We start from the raw sequence: 25222 nt of genomic DNA on the forward strand, positions 1-25222 counted from the left end.
ATACGGTTCGGGCGACCCAGCGTAGACGCATTTCGACCCATGCCACCTGGTTCATGTACCCGTCAGCCTCCGGCCACCGGTGGACCCTTGACAACTCCCCTTCCCACCCAAGAGATTGACGCGCGTAGAACGTAGAACGTAGCCCCACGGTCCACTCCACCCTCACCTCCGGAGTTCTGTAGATGCGCGCTCTTCCCGCTTTCCCCATCGCAAAGCCGGCGGCCGTCACCGCCGTGGTGACGGCCGCGCTGGCCGCCGGTCTGCTCGCCGTCACCCCCGCGTCGGCCGGTGCGGCCGAGGTCAGGATCCACGACATCCAGGGCAGCACCCGCCTCTCCCCGCTGGCCGGGAAGGCGGTGACCGGTGTGCCCGGCATCGTGACGGGTGTGCGGACGTCCGGTTCCAAGGGCTTCTGGTTCCAGGACCCGCACCCGGACGCCGACCCCGCGACCAGCGAGGGGGTCTTCGTCTTCACCAGCTCGGCGCCGACGGTCGCCGTGGGCGACTCGGTCACGGTGTCCGGCACGGTCGACGAGTACATACCCGGCGGCGCCGCCTCCGGGAACCAGTCGGTCACCGAGATCGGCAAGCCGGCCGTGACCGTCGTCTCGTCGGGCAACACGCTGCCCGCCGCGACGGTCATCAACTCCCGTGATGTGCCCGGCACTTTCGCCCCCGCGGGCGACAAGGCGGCGGGCGGCAGCATCAACGGCCTCACCCTGCGGCCGGACAAATACGCCCTCGACCGCTACGAGTCCCTGGAGGGCATGAACGTCCGGATCGGCACCTCACGGGTCACCGGCGCGACCGACACCTACGGGGAGCTGTGGGTCACCGTGAAGCCGGACGAGCGCCCGACCCCGCGCGGCGGCACCCTCTACAACGGGTACACCTCGCAGAACACCGGCCGGCTGATGGTCCAGTCACTGGCCCCCGCCACCGCCGGGGCGTTCCCGGTGGCGAATGTCGGTGACTCGCTGAGCGGTACGACCGAAGGCCCCCTGGACTACAACCAGTTCGCCGGTACGTACACCGTGGCCGCCCGGCAGCTGGGCACCGTGAAGAAGGGCCGGACCAAGCCTGAGGTCACCCGTAAGCAGCAGAAGGACGAGCTGGCCGTCGCCACGTACAACGTGGAGAACCTGGATCCGACGGACCCGCAGAGCAAGTTCGACAAGCTGGCGGCCGGGGTCGTGGACCATCTCTCGTCGCCCGACATCGTGGCCATCGAGGAGATCCAGGACAACGACGGCGCCAAGAACGACGGTGTGGTCGCGGCCGATGTCACGGTCGGCAAGTTCATCGACGCGATCGTCGCGGCGGGCGGCCCCCGCTATCAGTGGCGCTCCATCGACCCGGTGGACCAGGCGGACGGCGGAGAGCCCGGCGGCAACATCCGCCAGGGCTTCCTCTACAACCCGGACCGCGTCGGCTTCACCGACCGCGCGGGTGGCACCGCCACCAGCGCCACCGGCGTCGTCTCCCAGCACGGCAAGGCCGCGCTGACCTACTCCCCCGGCCGTGTCGACCCGGCCAACCCCGCCTGGAAGGACAGCCGCAAGCCGCTCGCCGGGGAGTTCACGTTCCGCGGCAGGAAGGTCTTCCTGGTCGCCAACCACTTCGCGTCGAAGGGCGGCGACCAGGCGATCGACTCGCAGTACCAGCCCCCGGCGCGCAGCTCGGAGACGGCCCGGCACGAGCAGGCCAAGGCCGTGAACACGTTCGTGAGGAAGATCCGTTCGGTGCAGCCGGACGCCGAGGTCGTGGTGCTCGGCGACCTCAACGACTTCGAGTTCTCCGGCACCGCGAAGATCCTCACCGGCGGGAAGGCGCTGTCGGCGACGGCGTACTCGCTGCCTGCGAACGAGCGCTACTCCTATGTGTACGAGGGAAACTCGCAGATCCTGGACCAGATCCTGGTGAGCCCGTCGGTGCGGAAGTACCAGCTGGACATCGTCCACATCAACGCCGAGTTCGCCGACCAGAACAGCGACCACGACCCGAGCGTGCTGCGCTTCCGGCCGTAGTACGTCCGGCCGGACATCGACCGGCCGGACGGCACCCCCGCCGGGCGTGACCGGCTCCCGGCGGGGTGCCGTACCACACACACCCCCGCCCGCCGGTCCTGGATGTGCCCGGGATAAGGGCGTGATCCGGGCGGAGCGGGATGCGTGCGAAGATCTGGGTGGAATTATCCAGCTCCCGGACGCAGTGAGGGTGGGGGATGTGACGGTCGGCACGGAGTCAGGCCAGGAGAGCGACGCGTCGGACGCGCGGGACTCGGGGCACGGCAGCACCACCAGGAGCCCGCAGCGTTCCTTCTGGAAGGAGCTGCCGCTGCTCGTCGTCATCGCGCTGGTGCTCGCGCTGCTGATCAAAACGTTCCTGCTGCAGGCGTTCTCCATCCCGTCGGACTCCATGCAGAACACGCTGCAGACCGGCGACCGTGTGCTGGTGGACAAGCTGACCCCGTGGTTCGGCGCGGAGCCGCACCGCGGCGAGGTCGTCGTCTTCCACGACCCGGACGGCTGGCTGGCGGACGAGCCGGTCAGCAAGCCCAACCCGGTCCAGAAGGGGCTGAGCTACATCGGGCTGATGCCGTCCGCCAATGAGCGGGATCTGATCAAGCGGGTCATCGGGGTCGGCGGCGACACCGTGGAGTGCAAGGGCACGGGCCCGGTGATGGTGAACGGCAAGGCTCTGAAGGAGCCGTACGTCTTCCCCGGCAACACCCCGTGCAGCACGGACCCGCAGGGCCAGTTCAAGATCAAGGTGCCCAAGAACCACATCTGGGTCATGGGCGACCACCGGCAGTACTCGGCCGACTCCCGCTACCACCAGGACGAGAAGGGCGGCGGCTCCGTCCCGGTGAAGGACGTCGTGGGGCGCGCCGAGGTCATCGCCTGGCCGCTCAACCGGCTGAACAACCTGCCGGTCCCCGCCACCTTCAGCCAGTCCGGCCTCAGCGCGGCCGCGGCCTCGGCCCCCGCCGCGGCCGGCCTGATGGGCGCCGTGCCGCTGGTGCTCTGGCGCAGGCGCAGGCGCGCCCCTCAGCAGACCCGCCGGGCTGACGCTCCGGACGCTTCGTAGCGGCCGGCGGCGGTCGCCCGGCCTCCGGGGGCTGTACTCCGGACGGCTCTTCCGGGTGGCCCGCGGCCCGGACTCGCGGTCGAGTGGATCCGGCGGCCCGCTCCGGGCCGGCCACCAGCGCGCCGCCGCCCGGCGGCCGACCGGAGGAGCCTCCATGAGGAGCAGCATCAGTACAGCGGCCGCCGTAGCTGCGGTTGGCCTTTTCGCCGCGGCGGTGAGCGGTTGTTCCAGCGGATCGAAGTCCCAGGACCCGGGGGCCGGATCCTCGCCCTCCAGCAGCATGACGGCGTCGAGCAGCCCGTCGGCCACGACCGCTCTGAGGACGGTCATGGTCAAGAAGACCCCGCTGGGCAAGATCCTGGTCACCGGGAAGGGCCGGACGCTCTACCTCTTCGAGGCGGACAAGACCAGCAAGTCGACCTGCATGGGCGCCTGCGCCAAGGCGTGGCCGCCGCTGTTGGTCACGAACACGCCGACCGCGGAGAGCGGGGTGCAGTCCAAGCTGCTCAGCACGTCGGTCCGGAGCGGGGGCGCCAAGCAGGTCACCTACAAGGGCCACCCGCTCTACACGTACCTGGGCGACCGCAATCCCGGTGATCTCAATGGCCAGGGCCTCACCCAGTTCGGCGCCAAGTGGTACGTCGTGGGTCCCGACGGCAAGAAGATCACCGCCGCCGCACCGAAGTCCAGCAGCTCACCGTCGAGCAGCAGTTCGGCTTCGAGCAGCGCCAGCACCGGCTCGGGCTACTGACCGGCCGCTGACCCCGCGCACGATCCGGTGCGCAGACCTGGGCACCGGCAGGCACTGTTCAGGCATGCTTCGCATTCACCCGAAGCAGAACTAAGTGGACCTTCACTCTCCGCTGAGGCGAGACTGCCGTCATGACCCCTTCACCGCCCTTCGGGCGTGCGCTCTGCGCAATGATCACGCCGTTCACCGCTGCCGGTGAGCTCGACCTGGAGGGCGCGCAGCGGCTCGCCGTCCATCTGGTCGGTGCGGGGTGTGACGGGCTCGTCCTCAGCGGCACCACCGGAGAGTCCCCGACCACCACCGATGCCGAGAAGACCGCGCTGGTACGGGCGGTCGTGGAGGCTGTCGGCGACCGGGCCCACATCGTGGCGGGGGTGGGCAGCGCCTCGACCCGGCACACCGTCGAGCTGGCCCGGTCGGCCGAGAGCGCGGGCGCGGACGGCCTCCTGGTGGTGACGCCGTACTACAGCCGCCCTCCGCAGGACGCCGTCGAAGCCCACTTCCGTACGGTCGCCGACGCCACCGGCCTGCCGGTGATGCTCTACGACATCCCCGGCCGCACCGGTACCCGGATCGGGACCGGGGCACTGCTGAGGCTGTCCGGGCACCCGCGCATCGCAGCCGTGAAGGACTGCGCCTACGACCTGCTGGGCTCCACCAAGGTCATCTCCCGTACCGGGCTCGCCTACTACTCCGGCTGCGAGGAACTGAACCTGCCGCTGTACGCGGTCGGCGGATCGGGCTTCGTCAGTACGGTCGCGAACGTGGCCCCGCGGCAGCTGCGGGCGGTGCTCGACGCGTACGACGCGCCGGATCCCGCCGAGGCCGCGCGGCTCAACCGGCTCAACACCCCGCTGGTGGAGCTGATGATGGCGTCCGGCCTGCCGGGCACGGTGACCACGAAGGCCCTGCTCGGCGCGGCCGGGCTTCCGTCCGGACCGGTCCGTGAACCGCTGCGGCCCGCCGGCCGCGATGCGGTCGACGGGCTGCGCAGGGCGTATGCGGAGCTGCCCGCCGCCGGGTGAGACCGGCACCGGACGGCGGGCGGGGCAGCCTCAGTTGTGGCTGTGCAGGATCTCGTTGAGGCCGCCCCAGACGGCGTTGTTCGGACGGGCCTCCACCGTGCCGGTGACCGAGTTGCGGCGGAAGAGGATGTTCGAGGCGCCGGAGAGCTCGCGGGCCTTGACGACCTGCCCGTCGGGCATCGTGATCCGGGTGCCCGCGGTGACGTACAGCCCGGCCTCGACGACGCACTCGTCGCCGAGCGCGATCCCGACGCCCGCCTCGGCGCCGACCAGGCAGCGCTCCCCGATGGTGATACGGACGTTGCCGCCGCCGGAGAGGGTGCCCATGGTGGAGGCGCCGCCGCCGACGTCGGAGCCGTTGCCGACCACGACGCCCGCGGAGATCCGGCCCTCGACCATGGAGGTGCCGAGCGTGCCCGCGTTGAAGTTGACGAAGCCCTCGTGCATGACGGTCGTGCCGTCGGCGAGGTGCGCGCCGAGGCGGACCCGGTCGGCGTCGGCGATCCGGACGCCCTTGGGCGCCACGTAGTCCGTCATCCGCGGGAACTTGTCGATCGAGGTGACCTGGAGGTGCAGGCCCTCGGCGCGGGCGTTCAGCCGCACCTTCTCGATGTCGTCCACGGCGACCGGGCCGAGCGAGGTCCAGGCGACGTTGGCGAGCAGGCCGAACATCCCGTCCAGGCTCTGGCCGTGCGGCTGGACCAGCCGGTGCGAGAGCAGGTGCAGCCGGAGATACACGTCGTGCGTGTCCAGCGGCTTGTCGTCGAGCGAGGCGATGACCGTGCGGACGGCGACGACCTCGACGCCACGGCGCGGGTCGGATCCCACGGCCTTCGGGGCGGCCTCGCCCAGCAGCTCCGCGGCGCGCTCGGCGGAGAGCCGCTCGGTGCCCGCGGGGCCGGGCTCAGTGGTGAGTCCGGGCGCGGGGAACCAGGTGTCGAGAACGGTGCCGTCGGCGGCGATCGTGGCGAGTCCGGCGGCCACGGCGCCGGTGGAGCGGGCAGGGGTCTGCGAGAGCGTGTCGGTCATGACCAAAACCTAACCGGCCGGGCGCCGCACCGGCGAACCGGTCTCAGCGGTCGGCCGTCTCCACCGAGTTCCCGCCGGGAACTCACTGTGGCACCATGAGCCCGCACACGGGGAAGAACGACGGGGACCGGGACGGCGGAGACCGGGACGGAGGGGTCCATGACACAGCGCACCCGTCTGGACGACGCCGACTGCGCGATCGCCCAGGCCCTGGACGTCGTGGGCGACTGGTGGACCCTGCTGATCGTGCGGGACACCGCGCGCGGGGTGCACCGCTTCGACGCGCTCCAGCGGGAGCTGGGGATGTCCCGCAAGGTACTGACGGAGCGGCTGCGCCTGCTGGTGGACGCGGGGGTGCTGAGGCGCGAGCCGTACCAGGAGCGCCCGGTCAGATACGAGTACCGGCTCACCCCGCGGGGCAGCGCCCTGCTTCCGGTGCTGATCGCCCTCCAGGACTGGGGGGACACCTGGGTACTGGGAGAGGGAGAGACGATGGCGACGGCCGGTGAGACATCGAAGGAGGCCGAGCGGGTGCGCGGCCTGATCGGCACGCGCGTACCCGAGCTGCGGCTCACCGGTCCGGACGGGCGCCTGCTGGACCCGGTCGACCCGGCCGCCGCGCACACCGTCCTGTACTGCTTCCCCGCCGCCTACGCGGAGCGCGCCTCCTACCCGCCCGGCTGGGCCGGGATCCCCGGGGCCTCAGGCTGCACCCTGGAGTCGTGCACGTACCGCGACCGGCTGGCGGAGTTCACCGCCGCCGGGGCGACCGTGCACGGGGTCTCCACCCAGCGCCCCGACGAGCAGCGGGCGTTCGCCGAGAAGGAGCGGCTGCACTTCCCGCTGCTCTCCGACGCGGGCCTGGAGCTGGCGGCCGCACTGCGGCTGCCCACCTTCCGCACGGCGGGGGTCAGCAGACTGAAGCGGCTGACGCTGGTGGTGGACCGGGACCGGACCGTCCGCGAGGCGCTGTACCCGGTCACGGACATCGAGGACAGCGTGCGGGCGGCACTCGCCGCGGTCAGCCGCTGACGCCGGGGGCTCCGGCGCCCGGGACGTCCCGGCCCCCGATGATCCGGAGCAGCCCCTCCCGTACCTCATCCGGATCGAACGCCCGCCCGGTCAGCAGGAGTTGGATCAGCAGCCCGTCGATCAGGGCCACCAGCGCGCGGGCCGTGGCGGCGTCCCCGCCGACATGGGCCCGGACGACCTCCACGAAAGCGTCCAGCCACTCCGCCGCGACGGGCCGCAGGGCCTCACGGCGCAGTGCGGCGAGATACAACTCGTACTCCAGCCGCACCCGGCTCCGGTCCTCCGCGACGAGCCCCCCGAGCAGCGCCGTGAGCCGCTCGGCCAGCCCTCCGCCCGGCCCGGCGAGCGCCGTCGCCCACCCCGTGCCCGCGGACTGCGGATCGTCGCTGACCTTCCGCAACGCGGCGATCAGCAGTTCGTCGAGCGTGGCGAAGTGGTACGTCGTCGAGCCGAGCGGCACATCGGCCTCCGCCGCGACCGAGCGGTGGCTCAGCCCTGCGATGCCCTGGTCGCCGACGACCCGGATCGCGGCGTCGATGATCCGGTCCCGGCGGTCCGGGTCGTAGCGCCGGCCCATCAGTGCGAGCCGCCCAGATTGAGCAGGACGACCCCGCCGATGACCAGGGCGATACCGGCGAGCTTCGCCACGCTCGGCGACTCCCCCAGGAAGACCATGCCGATGGCCGCGATGGCGGCGGTGCCGGTGCCGGCCCAGATCGCGTAAGCGGTGCCCACCGAAAGGGACTTGAGCACCTGGGCGAGCAGGACGAAGGCGAGCACATAGCCGGCCGCCGTCGCCAGCGAGGGCCACAACCGGCTGAATCCGTCGCTGTATTTCATGGCGGTGGTCCCGCCGACCTCTGCGGCGATGGCCGCGGCAAGCAGTACATAGGGCATGTGTACGACCGTACACATCAGCGACGGGCTACGGTGTGCCGTCCGGCGGAATCCGGTACGGAAATCCGGACGGCCGGCACCGGACGGTCGACAGACAGGGAACGGAGCGAGCAGTGGCACAGGACTCGGGGTGGGCAGGCGCGTACGGAAGTACGCCGCACGGGGGGCCTGCGGGGTGGGGGCCGCCGGGCTGGGGCGCCCCACTGCCGCCCCAGGCACCCAAGCCGGGCGTGATACCCCTGCAGCCGTTGCAGCTCAGCGACATCCTCAACGGCGCGATATCCACGGCCGGCCGCTACTGGAAGCAGCTGTTCGGCGTGGCAGCGGTGGTGTACGGCGGCGCCGCCGCGGTCATCGCGGCGGCGCTCGCGGTCCTCTACGCGTCGCTCTCCGACCGGATCCACGGCATCGTCCACGCACCCGAGGCGTCCGACGTCACCTGGGGCCAGGCCGGTCCCGTGGTGCTGGGGTTCGCCGGGGTGCTGCTCGGCACCGCGCTGCTGACCATGGTCTGCACCGCCATGGTCTACGCGACCAGTGCGAGCGTGCTGCAGGAAGCGGTGCTCGGCCGGCCGGCATCCTTCCGGGCCGTCTGGCGGCGGGCCTGGTCGCGGGTGCTTCCGGTGCTGGGCACCGTGCTGCTGAGCGGGCTGATCACCCTCGTGCCGCTGCTGCTGGTCGCGGGGGCAGTGGTCGCCGTCGTCGTCGCGACGGTCGGTGCGCACAGCATCGCCGTGGCGGTGGTGGTGGGCGTGCTCGGCGGGCTGGTCCTGCTGCCGCTGGGCGTATGGCTGTGGGTGCTTTTCAGCCTGGCACCGGCCGCCGTGGTCTTCGAGCGCCAGGGGCCGATCGGCGCACTGCGCCGATCGGTCCGGCTGGTGCGGGGCGCCTGGTGGCGGGTCTGCGGCATCTCGCTGCTGGCCCTGGTGCTCGGCTCCATCGCGGGCTCCTTCATCCAGCTCCCCTTCACCACCCTGGGGATGTTCCACAGCCTGAGGCTTCCCCTGGACACCGCGTCCGACCCGAGCGCGGCCCAGCTGGTGGCCGGTCTCACCAGCTATCTGGCGATCACCCTGCTGGGCCAGACGCTCAGCCAGATCGTGTCGGTGACGTTCCCTCAGCTGGTGACGGGACTGCTCTACGTCGACCGCCGGATGCGCCGGGAGGAGCTGGGCCCGGTGCTCATCGAGGCGGCGGCCGCAGAGCCCGCCGGGCAGCAGCCGCCGAACGTCACTTCCCCACGGTGAACCAGGTGGCGCGGGACTTCTTCCACTCGTCGTGGGTGAGGTCCTTCGCCTCCGTGCCGTCCCCGTAGAGGTCGGCCGATCCGTCGTCGGTGATCAGCTGGGCGCGCGCCCCGGCCGCGTTCAGGTCGGGGACGTCCACCACGGCCTCCCAGCCGCCCGGGTCGCTGGTCGGCAGGTCGGCCCGCTCCACGGGGGCGTGCCCGGCGACACCGTCCCAGGAGTAGAGGGCGTACGGATCGGAGTTGTCGTCGGCCGCCCACGAACCGGCGACGATCAGATACTGACCGGCCGCGTTCTTGCGGATGTCCCGGATGGAGAGCCCCCCGAGGTCCAGCTCGATCGGTGTGCCGAAGACGGCCTTCGTGCCGGTGACCACCTTGTCCATGTTGGTGACCGGCACGATGAGCGCCTTGCCGCCGTTCTTCGGCGGCACCAGGGGCGCGCGGAAGCCGAGGTAGGCCGTGCTGGACGAACCGGGCGCGAACTCCAGCCCCTCGATGTTGAATCCGTCGATCTGCTTGGGGACCTGGCCGTCCTCGGTGCCGGCGGCGAATCCGTAACGGTCGCCGTTGGCCTTGTCCCAGGCGACCAGGTCGTCACGGAGCTTCGCGTACGAGCCGCCGAAGGACAGCTGGGTGGCGGCTCCCGAACCGGTGACCTCGGTGGTGAAGATCCGGTTGCGGTCGGGCTTGTACTCGCCGTCCTTGTTGTTGCCCAGCGAGCCCGTCCAGTAGACCGTGTCGCCGACCCGGGCCGCGGCCTCGATGTCGATCTCCTTCTTGACCCCGAGCTCGTCGCTGAAGTCCCAGGTCCGCACGGGCGCCCCGGACGTCGAACCGTCGTACAGCCGCAGGGTGTTGGACTCGTCGTCGGCCACCACCACATAGCCGCCGCCGACGGAGACGGCGGCGGAGGCGTCGGAGGAGCCGGTGAAGTAGCGGGTGTCCGCGCTGTGCTGGACCGCGGCGGACGCGGCGTAGTGCAGGGTCTTGGTGGCGGTCTTGCCACCGAGGCCGGTGACCTCGATAGTGAGGTCGGTGTAGCCCTGTGCGCGGGCGCCGACCGTGACCCGGCGGGTGGCGCCGCTGCCCGTGACGGAGACATCGCCGGTCCCGGCGACGGAGGACTTGGAACTGGCCGAAGCGGCCACGGTGAGCGCCGAGGCGTCCGCACCGCTCTGCCCCACGGTGACGGTGACGGCCGGGTCACCGGTGGCACCGACCGCGCCGGAGAGGTAGCCGGCCGAGAGGGAGAGCGTGGGCGTTCCGTAACTCGCCGCGTGCGCGGGGGCGTTGGCGCCGGTGAGGACCAGGGAGAACAGTCCGCCCGCGGCCGCGGCCACTATGCCGGTCCTCGGACGGAACGAGCGGCGGAACAGGATGGCAGAGATCTGCACGGGGACCCTCTCGTCGTGGGGGATGGCGGTGGGGGTGTCGTCGACGAGAAGGCTCCGGTCTCCGCGCCAACGGGGCGCGCACACCGTACGTACGGAACGCGAACAGCACAATACGGCCCCGGTGCGCGGAGCACCGGGGCCGTATCGGCAGTACGGGGAGGGCTGTTGGGGGCAGCGCCGTCAGACGTTGAAGCCGAGCGCGCGCAGCTGCTCGCGGCCGTCGTCGGTGATCTTGTCCGGTCCCCACGGCGGCATCCAGACCCAGTTGATCTTCAGCTCGTTGACGATGCCCTCGGTGGCCGACTTCGCCTGGTCCTCGATGACATCGGTCAGCGGGCAGGCCGCGGACGTCAGCGTCATGTCCAGCGTGGCGATGTTGGCGTCGTCCACGTGGATGCCGTAGATCAGGCCCAGGTTGACCACGTCGATCCCCAGCTCGGGGTCGACGACGTCGTACAGCGCCTCGCGGACCTCCTCCTCGGAGGCCGGCTTCATCGTGGCGGTCTCGTTGTCACTCATGCGGTCTTCCCTTCGGACAGCGCCTGCGCCGTCGCGTCCTTCCACGCCATCCAGCTCAGCAGCGCGCACTTGACGCGCGCCGGGTACTTCGAGACACCGGCGAACGCGACGGCGTCCTCCAGTACCTCCTCCATCGCGTCGTCCGGCTCGATCTGCCCCCTGGACTGCATCAGCTCCAGGAAGGTCGACTGGATCTTCTGGGCGTCGCCCAGCTCCTTGCCGACCAGCAGTTCGTTCATCACGGACGCGCTGGCCTGGCTGATGGAGCAGCCCTGGCCCTCGTACGACACGTCCGCGATGCGGTCGCCCTCGTACCGCACACGCAGCGTGATCTCGTCGCCGCACGTCGGATTGACGTGGTGCACCTCGGCGTCGCCGTCACGGAGACCGCGCCCGTGCGGGTGCTTGTAGTGGTCCAGGATCACTTCCTGGTACATCGAATCCAGCTTCACGATCCAGTCCCTACCCGATGTCCTCGTCGGTGTAGCCGGCCCTGTCCGGCCCGGCACGGTCCAAACGAAAAGGCCTTAGCCGAAGAAATTCCGTACGTGCTCCAGCCCGTCAGCCAGTGCGTCGACCTCTTCGGGCGTGGAGTACAGATAGAACGACGCTCGCGTGGTCGCAGGAATTCCGTACCGCAGGCAGACCGGCCGTGCGCAGTGGTGGCCGACCCGGACCGCGATGCCCTCCTCGTCGAGGACCTGGCCCACATCGTGCGGGTGGATGTCACCGAGCGTGAAGGAGATGGTCGCGCCGCGGTCCAGGGCCGTGGACGGTCCGATGAACCGCAGGTCCGGGATGTCGGCGAGACGCTTCATCGCGTACTCGGTGAGCGCGTGCTCATGCGCGGCGATCTTGTCCATGCCGATCGACGAGAGGTAGTCCACGGCCGCTCCGAGGCCGACGGCCTGGGCGATCGGGGGCGTACCCGCCTCGAACTTGTGCGGCGCGGGGGCGTAGGTCGAGGAGTGCATCGACACGGTCTCGATCATCTCGCCGCCGCCGAGGAACGGCGGGAGGTCCTCCAGGAGCTCCTGACGGCCCCAGAGGACGCCGATCCCGGTCGGGCCGACCATCTTGTGGCCGGTGAAGGCCACGAAGTCGGCCTGCAGCGCCTGCACGTCGAGCACCATGTGCGGTGCGGCCTGGGAGGCGTCGATGCAGACCAGCGCACCGACCTCCTGGGCGCGCCGGATGATCGCCTCGACCGGGTTGACCGTGCCCATCAGGTTGGAGACCAGCGTGAAGGAGACGATCTTCGTCTTCTCGGTGATGATCTCCTCGACGTTGGACAGGTCGAGGCGGCCGTCGTCGGTGAGGCCGAACCACTTCAGCTTCGCGCCGGTGCGCTGCGAGAGCAGCTGCCACGGCACGATGTTGGAGTGGTGCTCCATCTCCGTGATGACGATCTCGGTCTCGTGGTCGACCCGGTAGGGCTCGTCGGCCCAGCCGAGCATGTTGGCCACGAGGTTGAGCGACTCGGAGGCGTTCTTGGTGAAGATCACCTCGTCGCGGCTCGGCGCGTTGATGAAGGCGGCGACCTTGTCGCGGGCGCCCTCGTACAGCGCCGTGGCCTCCTCCGCGAGCACGTGCACGCCGCGGTGGACGTTGGCGTTGTGCTGCTCGTAGTACTCGTTCAGCGCGTCGAGTACCTGGCGCGGCTTCTGCGAGGTCGCCGCGTTGTCCAGGTAGACGATCTTCTTCCCGTCGTGGACCACACGATCCAGCAGGGGGAAGTCCTTGCGGATCGCGTCGGTGTCCAGGAGGCCCGGCAGCTGTGTCACGCTGTTGCGCCACCCTTCGTGTATGCCTCGTAGCCCTCGTTCTCCAGCTTGTCGGCGAGCTCCGGGCCGCCGGACTCGGCGATCCGGCCGTTCGCGAAGACGTGCACGAAGTCGGGCTTGATGTAGCGCAGGATGCGCGTGTAGTGGGTGATCAGCAGGGTGCCGACCTCGCCGCCCTCACGGACGCGGTTGACGCCGTCGGAGACCTGGCGCAGCGCGTCGACGTCCAGACCGGAGTCCGTCTCGTCGAGGATCGCGATCTTCGGCTTGAGCAGCTCCAGCTGGAGGATCTCGTGGCGCTTCTTCTCACCGCCGGAGAAGCCCTCGTTGACGTTGCGCTCGGCGAAGGCCGGGTCCATCTGGAGGGTCTCCATGGCCGTCTTGACCTCCTTCACCCAGGTACGGAGCTTCGGCGCCTCGCCGCGGATGGCGGTGGCCGACGTACGCAGGAAGTTGGAGACGGAGACGCCGGGGACCTCGACCGGGTACTGCATGGCGAGGAAGACGCCGGCGCGGGCCCGCTCGTCGACGGTCATCTCCAGCACGTCCTCACCGTCGAGGGTGACGGTGCCGCTGGTGATCGTGTACTTGGGGTGCCCCGCGAGGGAGTACGCCAGCGTCGACTTGCCGGAGCCGTTCGGGCCCATGATGGCGTGGGTCTCGCCCTGCTTCACGGTCAGGTCGACGCCCTTGAGGATCTCCTTCGTACCGTTCTCGGTTTCGACGGAGACGTGCAGGTCGCGGATTTCAAGCGTTGCCATGGGTGACTCAGGACTCCTGGGATACGGAGACGAGCACATCGTCCCCTTCGATCTTTACGGGGTAAACGGGGACGGGGCGCGTCGCGGGAAGGCCGGACGGCTTGCCGGTGCGGAGGTCGAAGCTGGAACCGTGCAGCCAACACTCGATGGTGCAGTCCTCGACCTCGCCCTCGGAGAGGGAGACGTTCGCGTGCGAGCAGATGTCGTTGATCGCGAACACCTCCCCTTCCGTACGGACCACGGACACCGGCGTGCCGTCGATCTCCACCCGCTTCGGGGTGTCGTCCTCCAGCTCGCTCAGCGCACAGGCTCTGACGAAGGCGGCCATCAGACTGCTGCCTGCAGCTCGGCGTCGATCTTGTCGAGCAGGCGCTCCTCGACGTCCGGCAGACCGATCTGCTGGACCAGCTCGGCGAAGAAGCCGCGGACCACCAGACGGCGGGCCTCGGCCTCCGGGATACCGCGCGACTGGAGGTAGAAGAGCTGCGAGTCGTCGAAGCGGCCGGTGGCCGACGCGTGGCCCGCGCCGGCGATCTCGCCGGTCTCGATCTCCAGGTTCGGGACCGAGTCGACCCGCGCGCCGTCGGTGAGGACGAGGTTGCGGTTCAGCTCGTACGAGTCGGTGCCCTCGGCGGCGGCCCTGATCAGGACGTCGCCGATCCAGACGGCGTGCGCGTCCTGGCCCTGGAGCGCGCCCTTGTAGGCCACGTTCGACCGGCAGTGCGGCGCGTTGTGGTCGACGAGGAGGCGGTGCTCCTGGTGCTGGCCGTGGTCGGTGAAGTAGAGCCCGAGGAGCTCGGCATCGCCGCCGGGGCCCGCGTACTGCACGCGCGGGTGGAGGCGTACGACGTCGCCGCCGAAGGTGACCACGACCGACTTGAGCGAGGCGTCCCTGCCCACCAGCGCGTTGTGCTGCGCCACGTGGACGGCGCCGGGCTCCCAGTCCTGGACGGAGACGACGGTCAGCTTCGCGCCGTCGCCCAGGATGTAGTCGACGTTGGCGGCGAGCACCGCGTCACCGGTGTGGTCGATGACCACGAGGGCTTCGGCGAAGGCGCCCAGCTCGATGACCTGGTGGCCGTAGGCGACACCGCCGACGCCGCGCACGGCGATCCGGATCGGCTCGCTGAGCACGGTCTCCCTGGGCACCGAGACGACCGACGCCTTCTCGAAGGAGGAGTACGCCTGGGCGGCGACCCGGTCCACCGGGGTGCCGGCCTTGCCGATGCGGGCGTCGTCACGGCCGACGGTCTCGACGTGCACGCCCTCGGGGGCGGACACCTCGACCTCGACGCCGGCGCCGGTCGCGACGGCGGTGCCGTCGTGCAGGCCCCGGAGCCGCTCCAGCGGAGTGAACCGCCACTCCTCCTCGCGGCCGTGCGGGACCGGGAAGTCCGCCACGTCGAAGGACGGCGGCGCGCTCATCCGGGTGGCGACGGTGGACTCGGCAGCCACCGCGATGGACCCGGCGGTAGTGGAACCCGCAGGAATGTTCTGAGCCTCAGCCATGGCTGTCGTCGTGCTCGCTTTCTGATGGATACGGGGGTCGGGCGAGGGGCGGGCGGCTGCTAGCCGACCGATCCCTCCATCTGCAGCTCGATCAGCCGGTTGAGCTCCAGGGCGTACTCCATGGGGAGCTCCTTGGCGATCGGCTCGACGAAGCCGCGCACGATCATGGCCATCGCCTCGAACTCCGTCATACCGCGGCTCATCAGGTAGAAGAGCTGGTCGTCGGAGACCTTGGAGACGGTCGCCTCGTGGCCCATGGACACGTCGTCCTCGCGGACGTCCACATAGGGGTAGGTGTCCGAGCGGGAGACCGTGTCGACGAGCAGGGCGTCACAGAGCACGTTGGACTTGGAGCCCTCGGCGCCCTCGCCGATCTCGATCAGACCGCGGTAGGAGGTACGGCCGCCGCCTCGCGCCACCGACTTGGAGACGATGTTGGAGGAGGTGTTCGGGGCCATGTGGACCATCTTGGCGCCGGCGTCCTGGTGCTGGCCCTCGCCCGCGAAGGCGATCGACAGGGTCTCGCCCTTGGCGTGCTCGCCCATCAGGTAGACGGCCGGGTACTTCATGGTCACCTTGGAGCCGATGTTGCCGTCGACCCACTCCATGGTCGCGCCCTCGTACGCCACGGCACGCTTGGTGACGAGGTTGTAGACGTTGTTCGACCAGTTCTGGATCGTCGTGTAGCGGCAGCGGCCGCCCTTCTTCACGATGATCTCGACGACGGCGCTGTGCAGCGAGTCCGAGGAGTAGATCGGGGCTGTGCAGCCCTCGACGTAGTGGACGTAGGCGTCCTCGTCGACGATGATCAGCGTCCGCTCGAACTGGCCCATGTTCTCCGTGTTGATGCGGAAGTAGGCCTGCAGCGGGATCTCGACGTGTACGCCCTTCGGCACGTAGATGAACGAACCGCCGGACCACACGGCCGAGTTCAGCGAGGCGAACTTGTTGTCGCCGACCGGGATCACCGTGCCGAAGTACTCCTGGAAGAGCTCCGGGTGCTCCTTCAGCGCGGTGTCGGTGTCCATGAAGATGACACCCTGCGCCTCCAGCTCCTCGTTGATCTGGTGGTACACGACCTCGGACTCGTACTGGGCGGCGACACCCGCGACGAGGCGCTGCTTCTCCGCCTCCGGGATGCCGAGCTTGTCGTACGTCTTCTTGATGTCCTCCGGCAGGTCCTCCCAGGACTCCGCCTGCTTCTCGGTGGACCGTACGAAGTACTTGATGTTCTCGAAGTCGATGCCCGACAGGTCGGAGCCCCAGCTCGGCATGGGCTTCTTGCCGAAGAGCTTGAGGCCCTTGAGACGCAGCTTCAGCATCCACTCGGGCTCGTTCTTCTTCGCCGAGATGTCGCGGACGACAGCTTCGGACAGGCCGCGCTTGGCCGCGGCACCTGCCACGTCGGAGTCGGCCCAGCCGAATTCGTACGTACCCAGGCCCTCGAGTTCGGGGTGGGCAGTCTCCGTGGGGAGAGTCATGCGGGGTTCCTCCCGGCCGTGCTGGCGGATGCTGAGTCGTTTACCTGATGGGCTTGATGGGCGTTCTTGGGAATGAACGTCGTGCACACACCGTCGCCGTGGGCGATGGTGGCGAGACGCTGCACATGGGTCCCGAGCAGGCGGGAGAAGACCTCGGTCTCCGCCTCGCACAGCTGCGGGAACTGCTCGGCGACATGGGCCACCGGGCAGTGGTGCTGGCACAGCTGCTCGCCGACCGGGGCGCTTCGCGCCGTAGCAGCGTACCCGTCGGCGGTCAACGCCTTGGCCAGAGCCTCGGCGCGGTTCTCCGGCGCCGCGGCGTCGATGGCCTCGCGGTAGGCCTCCGCCTGGGTGTCGAGCCGGTCACGGGCGAACGCCATGACCTCGTCGTCACCGGAGCGCCGGGCGATCCACCGCAGCGCGTCGGCGGCGAGCTGGTCGTAGGACTGGTCGAAGGCGTCGCGGCCGCAGTCGGTCAGCGCGAAGACCTTGGCGGGACGGCCCCGGGTCCTGGCGCCGTACACCCGCTGCTCGCGGGCGGCGACCACATCGTCGGTGACCAGGGCGTCGAGATGGCGGCGGACAGCCGCCGGGGTGAGCCCGAGGCGTCCTGCCAGTTCGGTGACGGTGGACGGGCCGTGGTCCAGGATGGAGCGCGCGACCCGGTTGCGGGTGGACCGCTCACCGGTCGCGAGTTCCTCCTGGGCAGTCTCACGGACTGGAGCCTCGCCGACGTTTTTCACAACGCCATTGTTGCGTAATTCACCGGTGCGCGACAAGTGAAGATCGGGGACTCCAGCGGTGGCCTCGATCACTTAGGGCTACCTAAACAGGGCCGGATGCCTGTTCCCCCATGGCCTCGGGCCCCTGCACGATCCGCGCCCCGCCCGCTTCGTAGACTCCCCCGTATGAGTACAGATCCCGCCGTTGAGGTACGCGGCCTCGTCAAGCGGTACGGCGCCAAGACCGCTGTGGACGGCCTGGACCTCACGGTCGGCACGGGCACTGTCACCGCCGTACTCGGGCCCAACGGCGCAGGCAAGACCACCACCGTCGAGACCTGCGAGGGCTACCGCCGCGCCGACGCCGGCACCGTCCGGGTCCTGGGTCTCGACCCGGTGGCCGACGCGGCCCGGCTGCGCCCCCGGATCGGGGTGATGCTCCAGTCCGGCGGCGTCTACTCCGGCGCCCGCGCCGACGAGATGCTGCGCCACATGGCGAAACTGCACGCGCACCCCCTCGATGTCGACTCGCTCATCGAGCGGCTCGGCCTGGAGAGCTGCGGCCGCACGACGTACCGCAGGCTCTCCGGCGGGCAGCAGCAGCGGCTCGCCCTCGCGATGGCCGTCGTGGGCCGCCCCGAGCTGATCTTCCTGGACGAACCGACCGCCGGCCTCGACCCGCAGGCCCGCAGGTCCACCTGGGATCTCGTACGGGAGCTGCGCGCGGACGGGGTGACGACGGTGCTCACCACCCACTTCATGGACGAGGCCGAGCAGCTCGCCGACGAGGTGGCGATCATCGACGCGGGCCGGGCCGTCGTGCACGGCACCCCCGAGCAGCTCTGCCGCGGCGGCGCCGAGAACACCCTGCGCTTCGGCGGACGGCCCGGGCTCGACGTCGGCTCGCTGCTGAAGGCGCTCCCGGACGGCTCGGCGGCCGCCGAGCTGACCCCGGGCGCCTACCGGATCACCGGTACGGTCGACCCCCAGCTGCTCGCCACCGTCACCTCCTGGTGCGCCCAGCACGGTGTGCTGCCGGACCGCATCTCGGTCGAGCGCCACACCCTCGAAGACGTCTTCCTGGAACTGACCGGCAAGGAGCTGCGCGCATGAGCGCCGGTACGTACACCCCGCGGCCGGGGGCGGCCCCGCTGTCCCGCATGATCACCGCGCAGACCGCCTTCGAGACGAAGATGCTGCTGCGCAACGGTGAGCAGCTGCTGCTGACCGTGATCATCCCGTCGCTGCTGCTGGTCCTCTTCTCCGCGGTCGACATCGTCGACACCGGAGCCGGCAAGTCCGTGGACTTCCTGGCCCCGGGCATCCTGGCACTCGCCGTGATGTCCACGGCCTTCACCGGGCAGGCCATCGCGACCGGTTTCGAGCGCAGGTACGGGGTGCTCAAGCGGCTCGGCGCCTCACCGCTCCCCCGCTGGGCGCTGATGGCCTCCAAGACGCTGGCCGTGATCGTCACCGAGGTCCTTCAGATCGTCCTGCTGACCGTGATCGCGCTGCTGCTCGGCTGGTCGCCGCACGGCAATCCGTTCGCCGTCCTGCTGCTGCTCGTCCTCGGTACGGCCGCCTTCTCGGGCCTGGGCCTGCTGATGGCGGGAACGCTCAAGGCGGAGGCCACGCTGGCCGCGGCCAACCTCGTCTTCCTGCTGCTGCTCGTCGGCGGCGGGGTGATCGTGCCGATGGACAAGTTCCCCGCCGGCGTCAGGTCCGTACTGGAGCTGCTGCCGGTCTCGGCGCTCTCCGACGGCCTGCGGGACGTCCTGCAGCACGGCGCTTCGATGCCGTGGGGCGATCTGGGGATCGTCGCGGTGTGGGCGGTGCTCGGACTGGGCGCGGCCGCCCGGTACTTCCGATGGGAGTAGAAAGCGCCCCCTCGTGAAAGTACGCACAAGCGCCCGGCCTACGATGTCCCCGTGCCGAAACTGACCCGCGCCGAAGCCGTTGGCGCCGTGCGCAATCCACTCGCCTTCATCGCCGACCGCTGGACTCCGGGCCCCCGGACCGTGCAGCGCGCGGCGCTCTCGGCCGTCGTGCTGGCTGTGATCATCATCGTCGCTGGCGGGGCAGTGCGGCTCACGGGTTCCGGCCTCGGCTGCCCGACCTGGCCCAAGTGCACCGACCAGAGCCTCACCACGACCAGCGCGATGGGCTTCCACGGAGCCATCGAGTTCTCCAACCGGATGCTGACGTACGTCCTGTGCGCGGCGGTCGGCTGGACGATCATCGCCGCCCGCTCGGAGAAGCCGTGGCGGCGCTCGGTGACCCGGCTCGGCTGGGCCCAGTTCTGGGTGGTCATGGGCAACGCCGTGCTGGGCGGCATCGTGGTGCTGGTCGGCCTGAACCCGTACACCGTGGCCCTGCACTTCCTGCTGGCCACCGCGCTGCTCACGGTCGCCGTGGTGACCTGGCAGCGGGTCCGTGAGGGCGACGGCGCACCCCGTCCCCTGGTGGGCAGGGCGGTCGTCCAGCTGACCTGGCTGCTCGTCGTGGCGTCGGCCGGGCTGATCGCGGTCGGTACGGTCGTCTCGGGAGCGGGGCGGCACGCGGGCGACACCAGCGAGGTGGAGCGCATCCCGGTCGACTGGGCGATGATCGCGCAGCTGCACGCCGACTTCGCCTGGGTCGTGGTGGCGCTCACCGCGGCGCTCTGGTTCGTACTGAAGGCGGTGGACGCGCCTGTCGGACCGCTGCACCGGGCCCGCGATCTCTTCCTGATCCTGATGGGCCAGGGCGTGATCGGCTACGTCCAGTACTTCACCCACACCCCCGAGGTCCTGGTCGGGCTGCACATGTTCGGCGCGTCGCTGGTGTGGATCGGTGTACTGCGGGTGCTGCTCTCGCTCCGCGAGCGGCCGCTGTCCGGTGCGGAGATCCCCGCGCAGTCGGAGAACTCGGCGCTCACCGCCGTCTAGACGGCTTCACTGGCAGTCCGCCCCTTCGAGGCCGTAGACGCGGCGCGCGTTGCCTGCCGCGATCATTCCGGCGACCCGTGTCGCGTCGGTGTGCGACCAGGCGCCGTCCTCGACCCAGCCGCCCAGCGTCCGGGCCAGCGCTTCCCGGAACACCCGCGCACGCACCACATGCAGCTCGGGAAGCCCCCGGGCGCCGCTGGAGAACAGCAGCTTCCCGAACGGCGCCAGCTCCAGGATCTCCGCGAGCACGACAGCGGCCCGCGCCCCCGTGTGCGCCAGGGCCGGGCCCAGGTCTGCGTACACATGCGGGTGGACGCTCGCCAGCTGCGCGGCCTGCCGGTGGTACGGATAGCCGTGCAGCAGCACCAGATCGGTGCCGAGTCCGGTCGCGGCGACGATGAGGTCCGTCAGCAGCAGCGGGTCGCCCGCCCCGATGTGCAGCTGGAGCGGGCGGCCGGACGCGACGGCGTTCCACAGCAGATGGCGCAGCAGCACCGGATCGGTGAGGCTGCCGCCGACCTGTCGGTCCGCGAGCCAGCGCCCCGCGGCGCCGCGCACCTCGCCGGCGCCCGGCGGGTCGGGCGCCAGGGCGAGTCCGTGCCGTACCGGGGCCACCGAGCTGAAGGCCACGGCGGAGCCGGCCGCTCCGTGCACCGCCTCGGCGAGATTCGCGAGGAAGGAGTCGACGGTGCCCGAGGTGTCGGCGACCTGCTCGGCGAGGAGTTCGAGGCGGACGATCTCGTGGGCGTCGGCGTCGCCGGCTGATGCCATCTCGGCGGGACCCGTGAGATCGCCCGGCAGCCCGGTGTCCACCAGATAGGTGCTGATGCCGCTGGAGCGCAGCAGCCGTCTGCCCACCTCCGGCACGCCGAGTTCCCGGCGGCGGGCGAGGTAGCGCGCCGGGGCGCAGTGCGGTTCGAGGCCGAGCAGCGGCGGGCACCAGCGGCGTACGGCGAAGCCGGTCTGGGTGTCGAAGAAGGTGGTGCCGGGGGCGGGCGGCCCGGGGGTGCTGCCGAGGTGCGCCTCGAAGGTCCCGAGGCCGAGTTCGGTGCGGAGCACGCCGTGGCAGTACTGGTCCACCAGGCAGGGTGTCTCGATCATCCGGGCCTCCGCTTCGGGCTGTTCTCCTCCAGCCCTAACGCGGAAACCCGCCCCCAGGTGTTGGCCTCGGCCGCTGCCCTCAGCGGTCTGCGCCGGCCCGGGAGCCGCCGAGCTGGATACCGGCCATCCGCTTCCACTCGTACGGGCCGGTGCGGACCTTGGCGGCGAGATCGCCGTCGAAGGACTCGTGGACGGTGACCCCCGCCTGCTCGGTCGCGCTCTGCGCCATGGCGTACGACGGTGCCACCAGGTCTCCCCAGCCGCCGTCCTCGCCGACCAGCACGATGCGGGCGCCGCGTTCACCGATGTACGCGAGCTGCGCCTCGGCGCCGCCGTGCTCCCGGCCGAAGGCCTGGATCTGCCGGGCGAGCCTGGCCGTCTTCCGGTCGGCTCGGGCGTCCCGCTTCTCGTCAACCTGCGTATCTGCCATGGCCGCATGCTACTAGCGGGTAGTGGGACGCGACATGGGCAGGTGCAGTGGCGTGAACCACTGCACCTGCCCATATCGGGAAGTACCGGAGCGGACCGGACGAGCGTCCGTGCCGCGGGACAACGCGGGGCCTACCGCAGGAAGGGGTCCACCGCGACCGCCACGAAGAGCAGCGAGACATAGGTGATGGACCAGTGGAAGAGCCGCATCTCCTTGAGCTTGGGGCCCGTCACCCCGCTCTTGGCCCGGTTCCGCAGCGCGTGCGCCTCCCGCAGCCAGAAGGCGCCGGCCAGCACGGCCACCACCGTGTAGAACCAGCCCGTGTAGCCGAGCGGGGTCAGCAGCAGCGAGACGACGACCATCGCCCAGCTGTAGATGACGATCTGCTTGGCCACGACCTGGTTGGTGGCGATCACCGGCAGCATCGGGACCCCGACGCGGGCGTAGTCGTCCTTGACCCGCATCGACAGCGGCCAGTAGTGGGGCGGCGTCCAGAAGAACATCACCAGGAAGAGGATGACCGGGGCCCACGACATCGAGTCCGTGACCGAGGACCAGCCGATGAGCACCGGCATACAGCCCGCGATGCCGCCCCAGACGATGTTCTGCGAGGTGCGGCGCTTGAGGATCATCGTGTAGACGACGACGTAGAAGAGGAGCGCGCCCAGCGAGAGCGCCGCCGAGAACCAGTTGACGAGCAGCCCGAACCAGAGCGTGGAGACGGTGGCCAGCGCGAAGGCGAAGACCAGGCACTCACGCGGCGAGACCATGCCGGTGACCAGCGGACGCTGCGACGTGCGGTCCATCAGCGCGTCGATGTCGCGGTCGATGAACATGTTGAACGCGTTGGCGCCGCCGGCGGAGAGATATCCGCCGAAGCAGGTCGCCAGGACGAGCCACAGATTGGGCACGCCCTGCTTGGCGAGGAACATCACCGGAACGGTGGTGATCAGCAGCAGTTCGATGATCCGCGGCTTGGTCAGCGCCACAAAACCCTTGACACGGGCCCCGAATGGCCGATGGGCCCCCGGGCTGGGAGTCAGGACGACCCCTGCGGGTCGGGACTCGACGGCCGTCACGTACACCCCTGACAGAGAATTTCCCAGCAAGTTCCGACCGTGAAGGGCCGGTAAAGACTTGCGCGTACCACGCCACTCTAGACGTTGCCCATACGTCGCCATCCCCGGGGGTGCGGTCGTGTTGGGCCTGTAGTTCGGGGTGGAAAGGGGGGCTCTTACGAGCGGACGTGCGCTCTTCGACGGGCGGATCGGCGGCCGCGCCCGCACCCTGGGAAGTGTCTGTCTGCCACCGGCGGGAACTCGAAAAAAGGGGCGTTGCTACGGGGGTAGGCTCGACAACGCCCGGTGCACCGAACGTAACCGGGATTACATATGTGGAGAGGAGCCCTGACCCAGGGTGAGTACCAAGCCGACCACCACTGAACTCGCGTGGACCGAATTGGACCAGCGGGCCGTCGACACCGCCCGCGTGCTGGCCGCGGACGCCGTACAGAAGGTCGGCAACGGCCATCCCGGTACGGCCATGAGCCTGGCCCCGGCCGCGTACACCCTCTTCCAGAAGGTGATGCGGCACGACCCGGCGGACCCCGAGTGGACCGGTCGTGACCGGTTCGTCCTCTCGGCCGGTCACTCCTCGCTGACCCTCTACACCCAGCTCTACCTGGCCGGATTCGGCCTGGAGCTGGCAGACCTCGAAGCGTTCCGTACGTGGGGCTCCAAGACCCCGGGGCACCCGGAGTACGGACACACCACCGGCGTGGAGACCACCACAGGCCCGCTGGGCCAGGGTGTCGCCAACGCCGTGGGCATGGCCATGGCCGCCCGGTACGAGCGCGGTCTCTTCGACCCGGAGGCTGCCCCCGGCACCTCCCCGTTCGACCACTTCATCTACGCGATCGCCGGCGACGGCTGCCTCCAGGAGGGCATCTCGTCCGAGGCGTCCTCGCTCGCCGGCCACCAGAAGCTCGGCAACCTCGTGCTGCTGTGGGACGACAACCACATCTCGATCGAGGGCGACACCGAGACCGCGGTGTCCGAGGACACCTGCGCGCGCTACGAGGCGTACGGCTGGCACGTCCAGCGTGTGGCGCCGAAGGCGAACGGCGACCTCGACCCGGCCGCCCTGTACGCGGCGCTCCAGGCCGCCAAGGCCGAGACCGGGCGCCCGTCGTTCATCGCGATGCGCTCGATCATCGCCTGGCCGGCCCCGCACGCCCAGAACACCGGCGCGGCGCACGGCTCGGCGCTCGGCGACGAAGAGGTCGCCGCGACCAAGAAGATCCTCGGCTTCGACCCGGAGAAGTCCTTCGACGTGTCGGACGAGGTCCTGGCGCACACCCGCGCCCTGCTGGACCGCGGCCGTGAGGCCAGGGCCGTCTGGGAGAAGGGCTTCGCCGCCTGGCGCACCGCCAACCCGGAGCACGCCGCCCGGTTCGACCGGGTCAGGGCGGGCGAGCTGCCCGAGGGCTGGACGAAGGAGCTGCCCGCGTTCGAGACCGGCGCCTCCATCGCCACCCGCGCCGCCTCCGGCAAGGCGCTCGAAGCGCTGGGCGCGGTCATCCCGGAGCTGTGGGGCGGCTCGGCCGACCTCGCCGGGTCGAACAACACGACGATCGACAAGACGTCGTCCTTCCTGCCCGAGGGGAACCCGCTGCCGGGCGCCGACCCGTACGGCCGCACGGTCCACTTCGGTATCCGCGAGCACGCCATGGCCGCGGAGATGAACGGCATCGCGCTGCACGGCAACACCCGCATCTACGGCGGCACCTTCCTGGTGTTCTCCGACTACATGCGCAACGCCGTACGGCTCTCCGCGCTGATGCACCTGCCGGTCACCTATGTGTGGACGCACGACTCGGTCGGCGTCGGCGAGGACGGCCCGACCCACCAGCCGGTGGAGCACCTGGCCGCCCTGCGCGCCATCCCGGGCCTGAACCTGATCCGCCCGGCGGACGCCAACGAGACGGTCATCGCCTGGCGCGAGGTCCTCCAGCGCTACACCAAGGTGTTCGGCAAGGGAGCCCCGCACGGCTTCGCGCTCACCCGCCAGGGTGTGCCGGTGTACGAGGCGAACGACGGTGTGGCCAAGGGCGGTTACGTGCTGTTCGACGCCGAGGGCGGCGCGCCCGAGGTCGTCCTGATCGGCACCGGCTCCGAGGTCCAGCTGGCCGTCGAGGCGCGTGAGCAGCTCCAGGCCGCCGGCGTTCCGACCCGGGTGGTCTCGATGCCGTGCGTCGAATGGTTCGAGGAGCAGGACCAGGCGTACCGCGACTCGGTGCTGCCGCCGGCCGTCAAGGCGCGGGTGGCCGTCGAGGCCGGTATCGGTCTGACCTGGCACCGCTTCGTCGGTGACGCGGGCCGGATCGTGTCGCTGGAGCACTACGGTGCGTCCGCCGACGGCAAGGTCCTCTTCCGCGAGTTCGGCTTCACCGCCGAGGCCGTCGCCCAAGCCGCCAGGGAATCGCTCGAAGCCGCAGCGCGCTGACGCTTATATACGAACAA

At 70.2% G+C, this 25222-nt stretch carries 25 protein-coding genes; 10 read left to right on the forward strand and 15 right to left on the reverse strand.

The window, feature by feature from the left end; all coding sequences use genetic code 11:
- Positions 1 to 182 precede the first annotated feature (182 nt).
- The 4 genes from OHB13_RS07330 to dapA all read left to right on the forward strand — a co-directional run bounded on the left by OHB13_RS07330 (position 183) and on the right by dapA (position 4866).
- A complete protein-coding gene (locus OHB13_RS07330) occupies positions 183 to 2027 on the forward strand; it encodes an endonuclease/exonuclease/phosphatase family protein (RefSeq protein ID WP_328376376.1) in 1845 nt (614 codons plus the stop codon).
- A 154-nt stretch (positions 2028 to 2181) separates the two neighbouring features.
- Positions 2182 to 3090 carry a signal peptidase I gene (gene lepB / locus OHB13_RS07335; protein WP_406072333.1) on the forward strand — a complete coding sequence of 303 codons (909 nt, stop codon included), beginning with the start codon at positions 2182 to 2184 and terminating at the stop codon, positions 3088 to 3090.
- A gap of 154 nt (positions 3091 to 3244) precedes the next feature.
- Positions 3245 to 3841: a COG4315 family predicted lipoprotein gene (locus OHB13_RS07340; protein WP_328376379.1), complete on the forward strand. Its 597-nt coding sequence runs from the start codon at positions 3245 to 3247 to the stop codon at positions 3839 to 3841.
- 131 nt (positions 3842 to 3972) lie between these two features.
- On the forward strand, positions 3973 to 4866 hold the full coding sequence (dapA, locus tag OHB13_RS07345; protein ID WP_328376381.1) for a 4-hydroxy-tetrahydrodipicolinate synthase: 894 nt from the start codon (positions 3973 to 3975) through the stop codon (positions 4864 to 4866).
- 30 nt (positions 4867 to 4896) lie between these two features.
- Here the strand turns inward: dapA and dapD are convergent, their stop codons facing one another.
- Positions 4897 to 5895: a 2,3,4,5-tetrahydropyridine-2,6-dicarboxylate N-succinyltransferase gene (gene dapD / locus OHB13_RS07350; RefSeq protein WP_328376382.1), complete on the reverse strand. Its 999-nt coding sequence runs from the start codon at positions 5893 to 5895 to the stop codon at positions 4897 to 4899.
- Between the two features lie 159 nt (positions 5896 to 6054).
- Here dapD and OHB13_RS07355 point away from each other — a divergent pair, with 159 nt between their 5' ends.
- Entirely contained in the window at positions 6055 to 6927 is an 873-nt protein-coding gene (locus tag OHB13_RS07355) for a winged helix-turn-helix transcriptional regulator (protein ID WP_328376384.1), read from the forward strand.
- Here the strand turns inward: OHB13_RS07355 and OHB13_RS07360 are convergent.
- The gene (locus tag OHB13_RS07360; RefSeq protein ID WP_328376385.1) at positions 6917 to 7504 is read right to left on the reverse strand and encodes a TetR/AcrR family transcriptional regulator; all 588 of its coding nucleotides are present in this window, start codon (positions 7502 to 7504) and stop codon (positions 6917 to 6919) included. The genes OHB13_RS07355 and OHB13_RS07360 overlap by 11 nt on opposite strands.
- Positions 7504 to 8043 (reverse strand): DMT family transporter, encoded by a 540-nt coding sequence (locus OHB13_RS38720; RefSeq protein ID WP_443062931.1) that lies wholly within the window; start codon positions 8041 to 8043, stop codon positions 7504 to 7506. The genes OHB13_RS07360 and OHB13_RS38720 overlap by 1 nt, the downstream gene beginning before the upstream one ends.
- 11 nt (positions 8044 to 8054) lie before the next feature.
- Here OHB13_RS38720 and OHB13_RS07370 point away from each other — a divergent pair, with 11 nt between their 5' ends.
- Positions 8055 to 9071: a DUF7847 domain-containing protein gene (locus OHB13_RS07370; RefSeq protein WP_328376387.1), complete on the forward strand. Its 1017-nt coding sequence runs from the start codon at positions 8055 to 8057 to the stop codon at positions 9069 to 9071.
- Here OHB13_RS07370 and OHB13_RS07375 read toward each other — a convergent pair.
- The 9 genes from OHB13_RS07375 to OHB13_RS07415 all read right to left on the reverse strand — a co-directional run bounded on the left by OHB13_RS07375 (position 9055) and on the right by OHB13_RS07415 (position 17264).
- Positions 9055 to 10392: a hypothetical protein gene (locus OHB13_RS07375; protein WP_328380234.1), complete on the reverse strand. Its 1338-nt coding sequence runs from the start codon at positions 10390 to 10392 to the stop codon at positions 9055 to 9057. The genes OHB13_RS07370 and OHB13_RS07375 overlap by 17 nt on opposite strands.
- A 255-nt stretch (positions 10393 to 10647) precedes the next feature.
- Positions 10648 to 10986, reverse strand: a complete 339-nt coding sequence (locus OHB13_RS07380) for a metal-sulfur cluster assembly factor (RefSeq protein ID WP_164263434.1) — start codon at positions 10984 to 10986, stop codon at positions 10648 to 10650.
- Positions 10983 to 11438 carry a Fe-S cluster assembly sulfur transfer protein SufU gene (sufU, locus tag OHB13_RS07385; RefSeq protein WP_266858166.1) on the reverse strand — a complete coding sequence of 152 codons (456 nt, stop codon included), beginning with the start codon at positions 11436 to 11438 and terminating at the stop codon, positions 10983 to 10985. The genes OHB13_RS07380 and sufU overlap by 4 nt, the downstream gene beginning before the upstream one ends.
- 75 nt (positions 11439 to 11513) lie before the next feature.
- Positions 11514 to 12770, reverse strand: coding sequence for a cysteine desulfurase (locus OHB13_RS07390; protein WP_328376390.1), 1257 nt, complete (start codon positions 12768 to 12770; stop codon positions 11514 to 11516).
- Positions 12767 to 13531 (reverse strand): Fe-S cluster assembly ATPase SufC, encoded by a 765-nt coding sequence (sufC, locus tag OHB13_RS07395; protein ID WP_266858162.1) that lies wholly within the window; start codon positions 13529 to 13531, stop codon positions 12767 to 12769. Before sufC ends, OHB13_RS07390 begins: the two co-directional genes overlap by 4 nt.
- Before the next feature lie 7 nt (positions 13532 to 13538).
- The gene (locus OHB13_RS07400; protein WP_266858160.1) at positions 13539 to 13859 is read right to left on the reverse strand and encodes a bifunctional 3-phenylpropionate/cinnamic acid dioxygenase ferredoxin subunit; all 321 of its coding nucleotides are present in this window, start codon (positions 13857 to 13859) and stop codon (positions 13539 to 13541) included.
- Complete coding sequence (gene sufD, locus OHB13_RS07405; RefSeq protein ID WP_328376391.1) at positions 13859 to 15040, reverse strand: Fe-S cluster assembly protein SufD; 1182 nt, start codon at positions 15038 to 15040, stop codon at positions 13859 to 13861. The genes OHB13_RS07400 and sufD overlap by 1 nt, the downstream gene beginning before the upstream one ends.
- Before the next feature lie 59 nt (positions 15041 to 15099).
- Positions 15100 to 16521, reverse strand: a complete 1422-nt coding sequence (gene sufB, locus OHB13_RS07410) for a Fe-S cluster assembly protein SufB (RefSeq protein ID WP_164263422.1) — start codon at positions 16519 to 16521, stop codon at positions 15100 to 15102.
- The gene (locus OHB13_RS07415) at positions 16518 to 17264 is read right to left on the reverse strand and encodes a helix-turn-helix transcriptional regulator (RefSeq protein WP_328376393.1); all 747 of its coding nucleotides are present in this window, start codon (positions 17262 to 17264) and stop codon (positions 16518 to 16520) included. The genes sufB and OHB13_RS07415 overlap by 4 nt, the downstream gene beginning before the upstream one ends.
- Before the next feature lie 165 nt (positions 17265 to 17429).
- Here OHB13_RS07415 and OHB13_RS07420 point away from each other — a divergent pair, with 165 nt between their 5' ends.
- From OHB13_RS07420 to OHB13_RS07430, 3 genes are read left to right on the forward strand one after another with little or no spacing between them, the layout of a single operon-like run.
- Positions 17430 to 18356 carry an ABC transporter ATP-binding protein gene (locus OHB13_RS07420; RefSeq protein ID WP_328376394.1) on the forward strand — a complete coding sequence of 309 codons (927 nt, stop codon included), beginning with the start codon at positions 17430 to 17432 and terminating at the stop codon, positions 18354 to 18356.
- On the forward strand, positions 18353 to 19120 hold the full coding sequence (locus tag OHB13_RS07425; RefSeq protein WP_328376397.1) for an ABC transporter permease: 768 nt from the start codon (positions 18353 to 18355) through the stop codon (positions 19118 to 19120). The genes OHB13_RS07420 and OHB13_RS07425 overlap by 4 nt, the downstream gene beginning before the upstream one ends.
- Before the next feature lie 51 nt (positions 19121 to 19171).
- Positions 19172 to 20170 carry a COX15/CtaA family protein gene (locus OHB13_RS07430; RefSeq protein WP_266858150.1) on the forward strand — a complete coding sequence of 333 codons (999 nt, stop codon included), beginning with the start codon at positions 19172 to 19174 and terminating at the stop codon, positions 20168 to 20170.
- A 6-nt stretch (positions 20171 to 20176) separates the two neighbouring features.
- Here the strand turns inward: OHB13_RS07430 and OHB13_RS07435 are convergent, their stop codons facing one another.
- From OHB13_RS07435 to OHB13_RS07445, 3 genes are all read right to left on the reverse strand, one after another.
- Complete coding sequence (locus OHB13_RS07435; RefSeq protein ID WP_328376400.1) at positions 20177 to 21271, reverse strand: amidohydrolase family protein; 1095 nt, start codon at positions 21269 to 21271, stop codon at positions 20177 to 20179.
- Positions 21272 to 21350: 79 nt separating this feature from the next.
- Positions 21351 to 21701, reverse strand: coding sequence for a hypothetical protein (locus OHB13_RS07440; RefSeq protein ID WP_266858146.1), 351 nt, complete (start codon positions 21699 to 21701; stop codon positions 21351 to 21353).
- Between the two features lie 131 nt (positions 21702 to 21832).
- Positions 21833 to 22780 carry a heme o synthase gene (locus OHB13_RS07445; protein WP_328376401.1) on the reverse strand — a complete coding sequence of 316 codons (948 nt, stop codon included), beginning with the start codon at positions 22778 to 22780 and terminating at the stop codon, positions 21833 to 21835.
- 337 nt (positions 22781 to 23117) lie between these two features.
- Between OHB13_RS07445 and tkt the strand changes: the two genes are divergently transcribed.
- Positions 23118 to 25205, forward strand: coding sequence for a transketolase (gene tkt / locus OHB13_RS07450; RefSeq protein ID WP_328376403.1), 2088 nt, complete (start codon positions 23118 to 23120; stop codon positions 25203 to 25205).
- Positions 25206 to 25222: the final 17 nt, after the last annotated feature.

The sequence above is a fragment of the Streptomyces sp. NBC_00440 genome (assembly GCF_036014215.1).
In the GTDB taxonomy this organism is placed as follows: domain Bacteria; phylum Actinomycetota; class Actinomycetes; order Streptomycetales; family Streptomycetaceae; genus Streptomyces.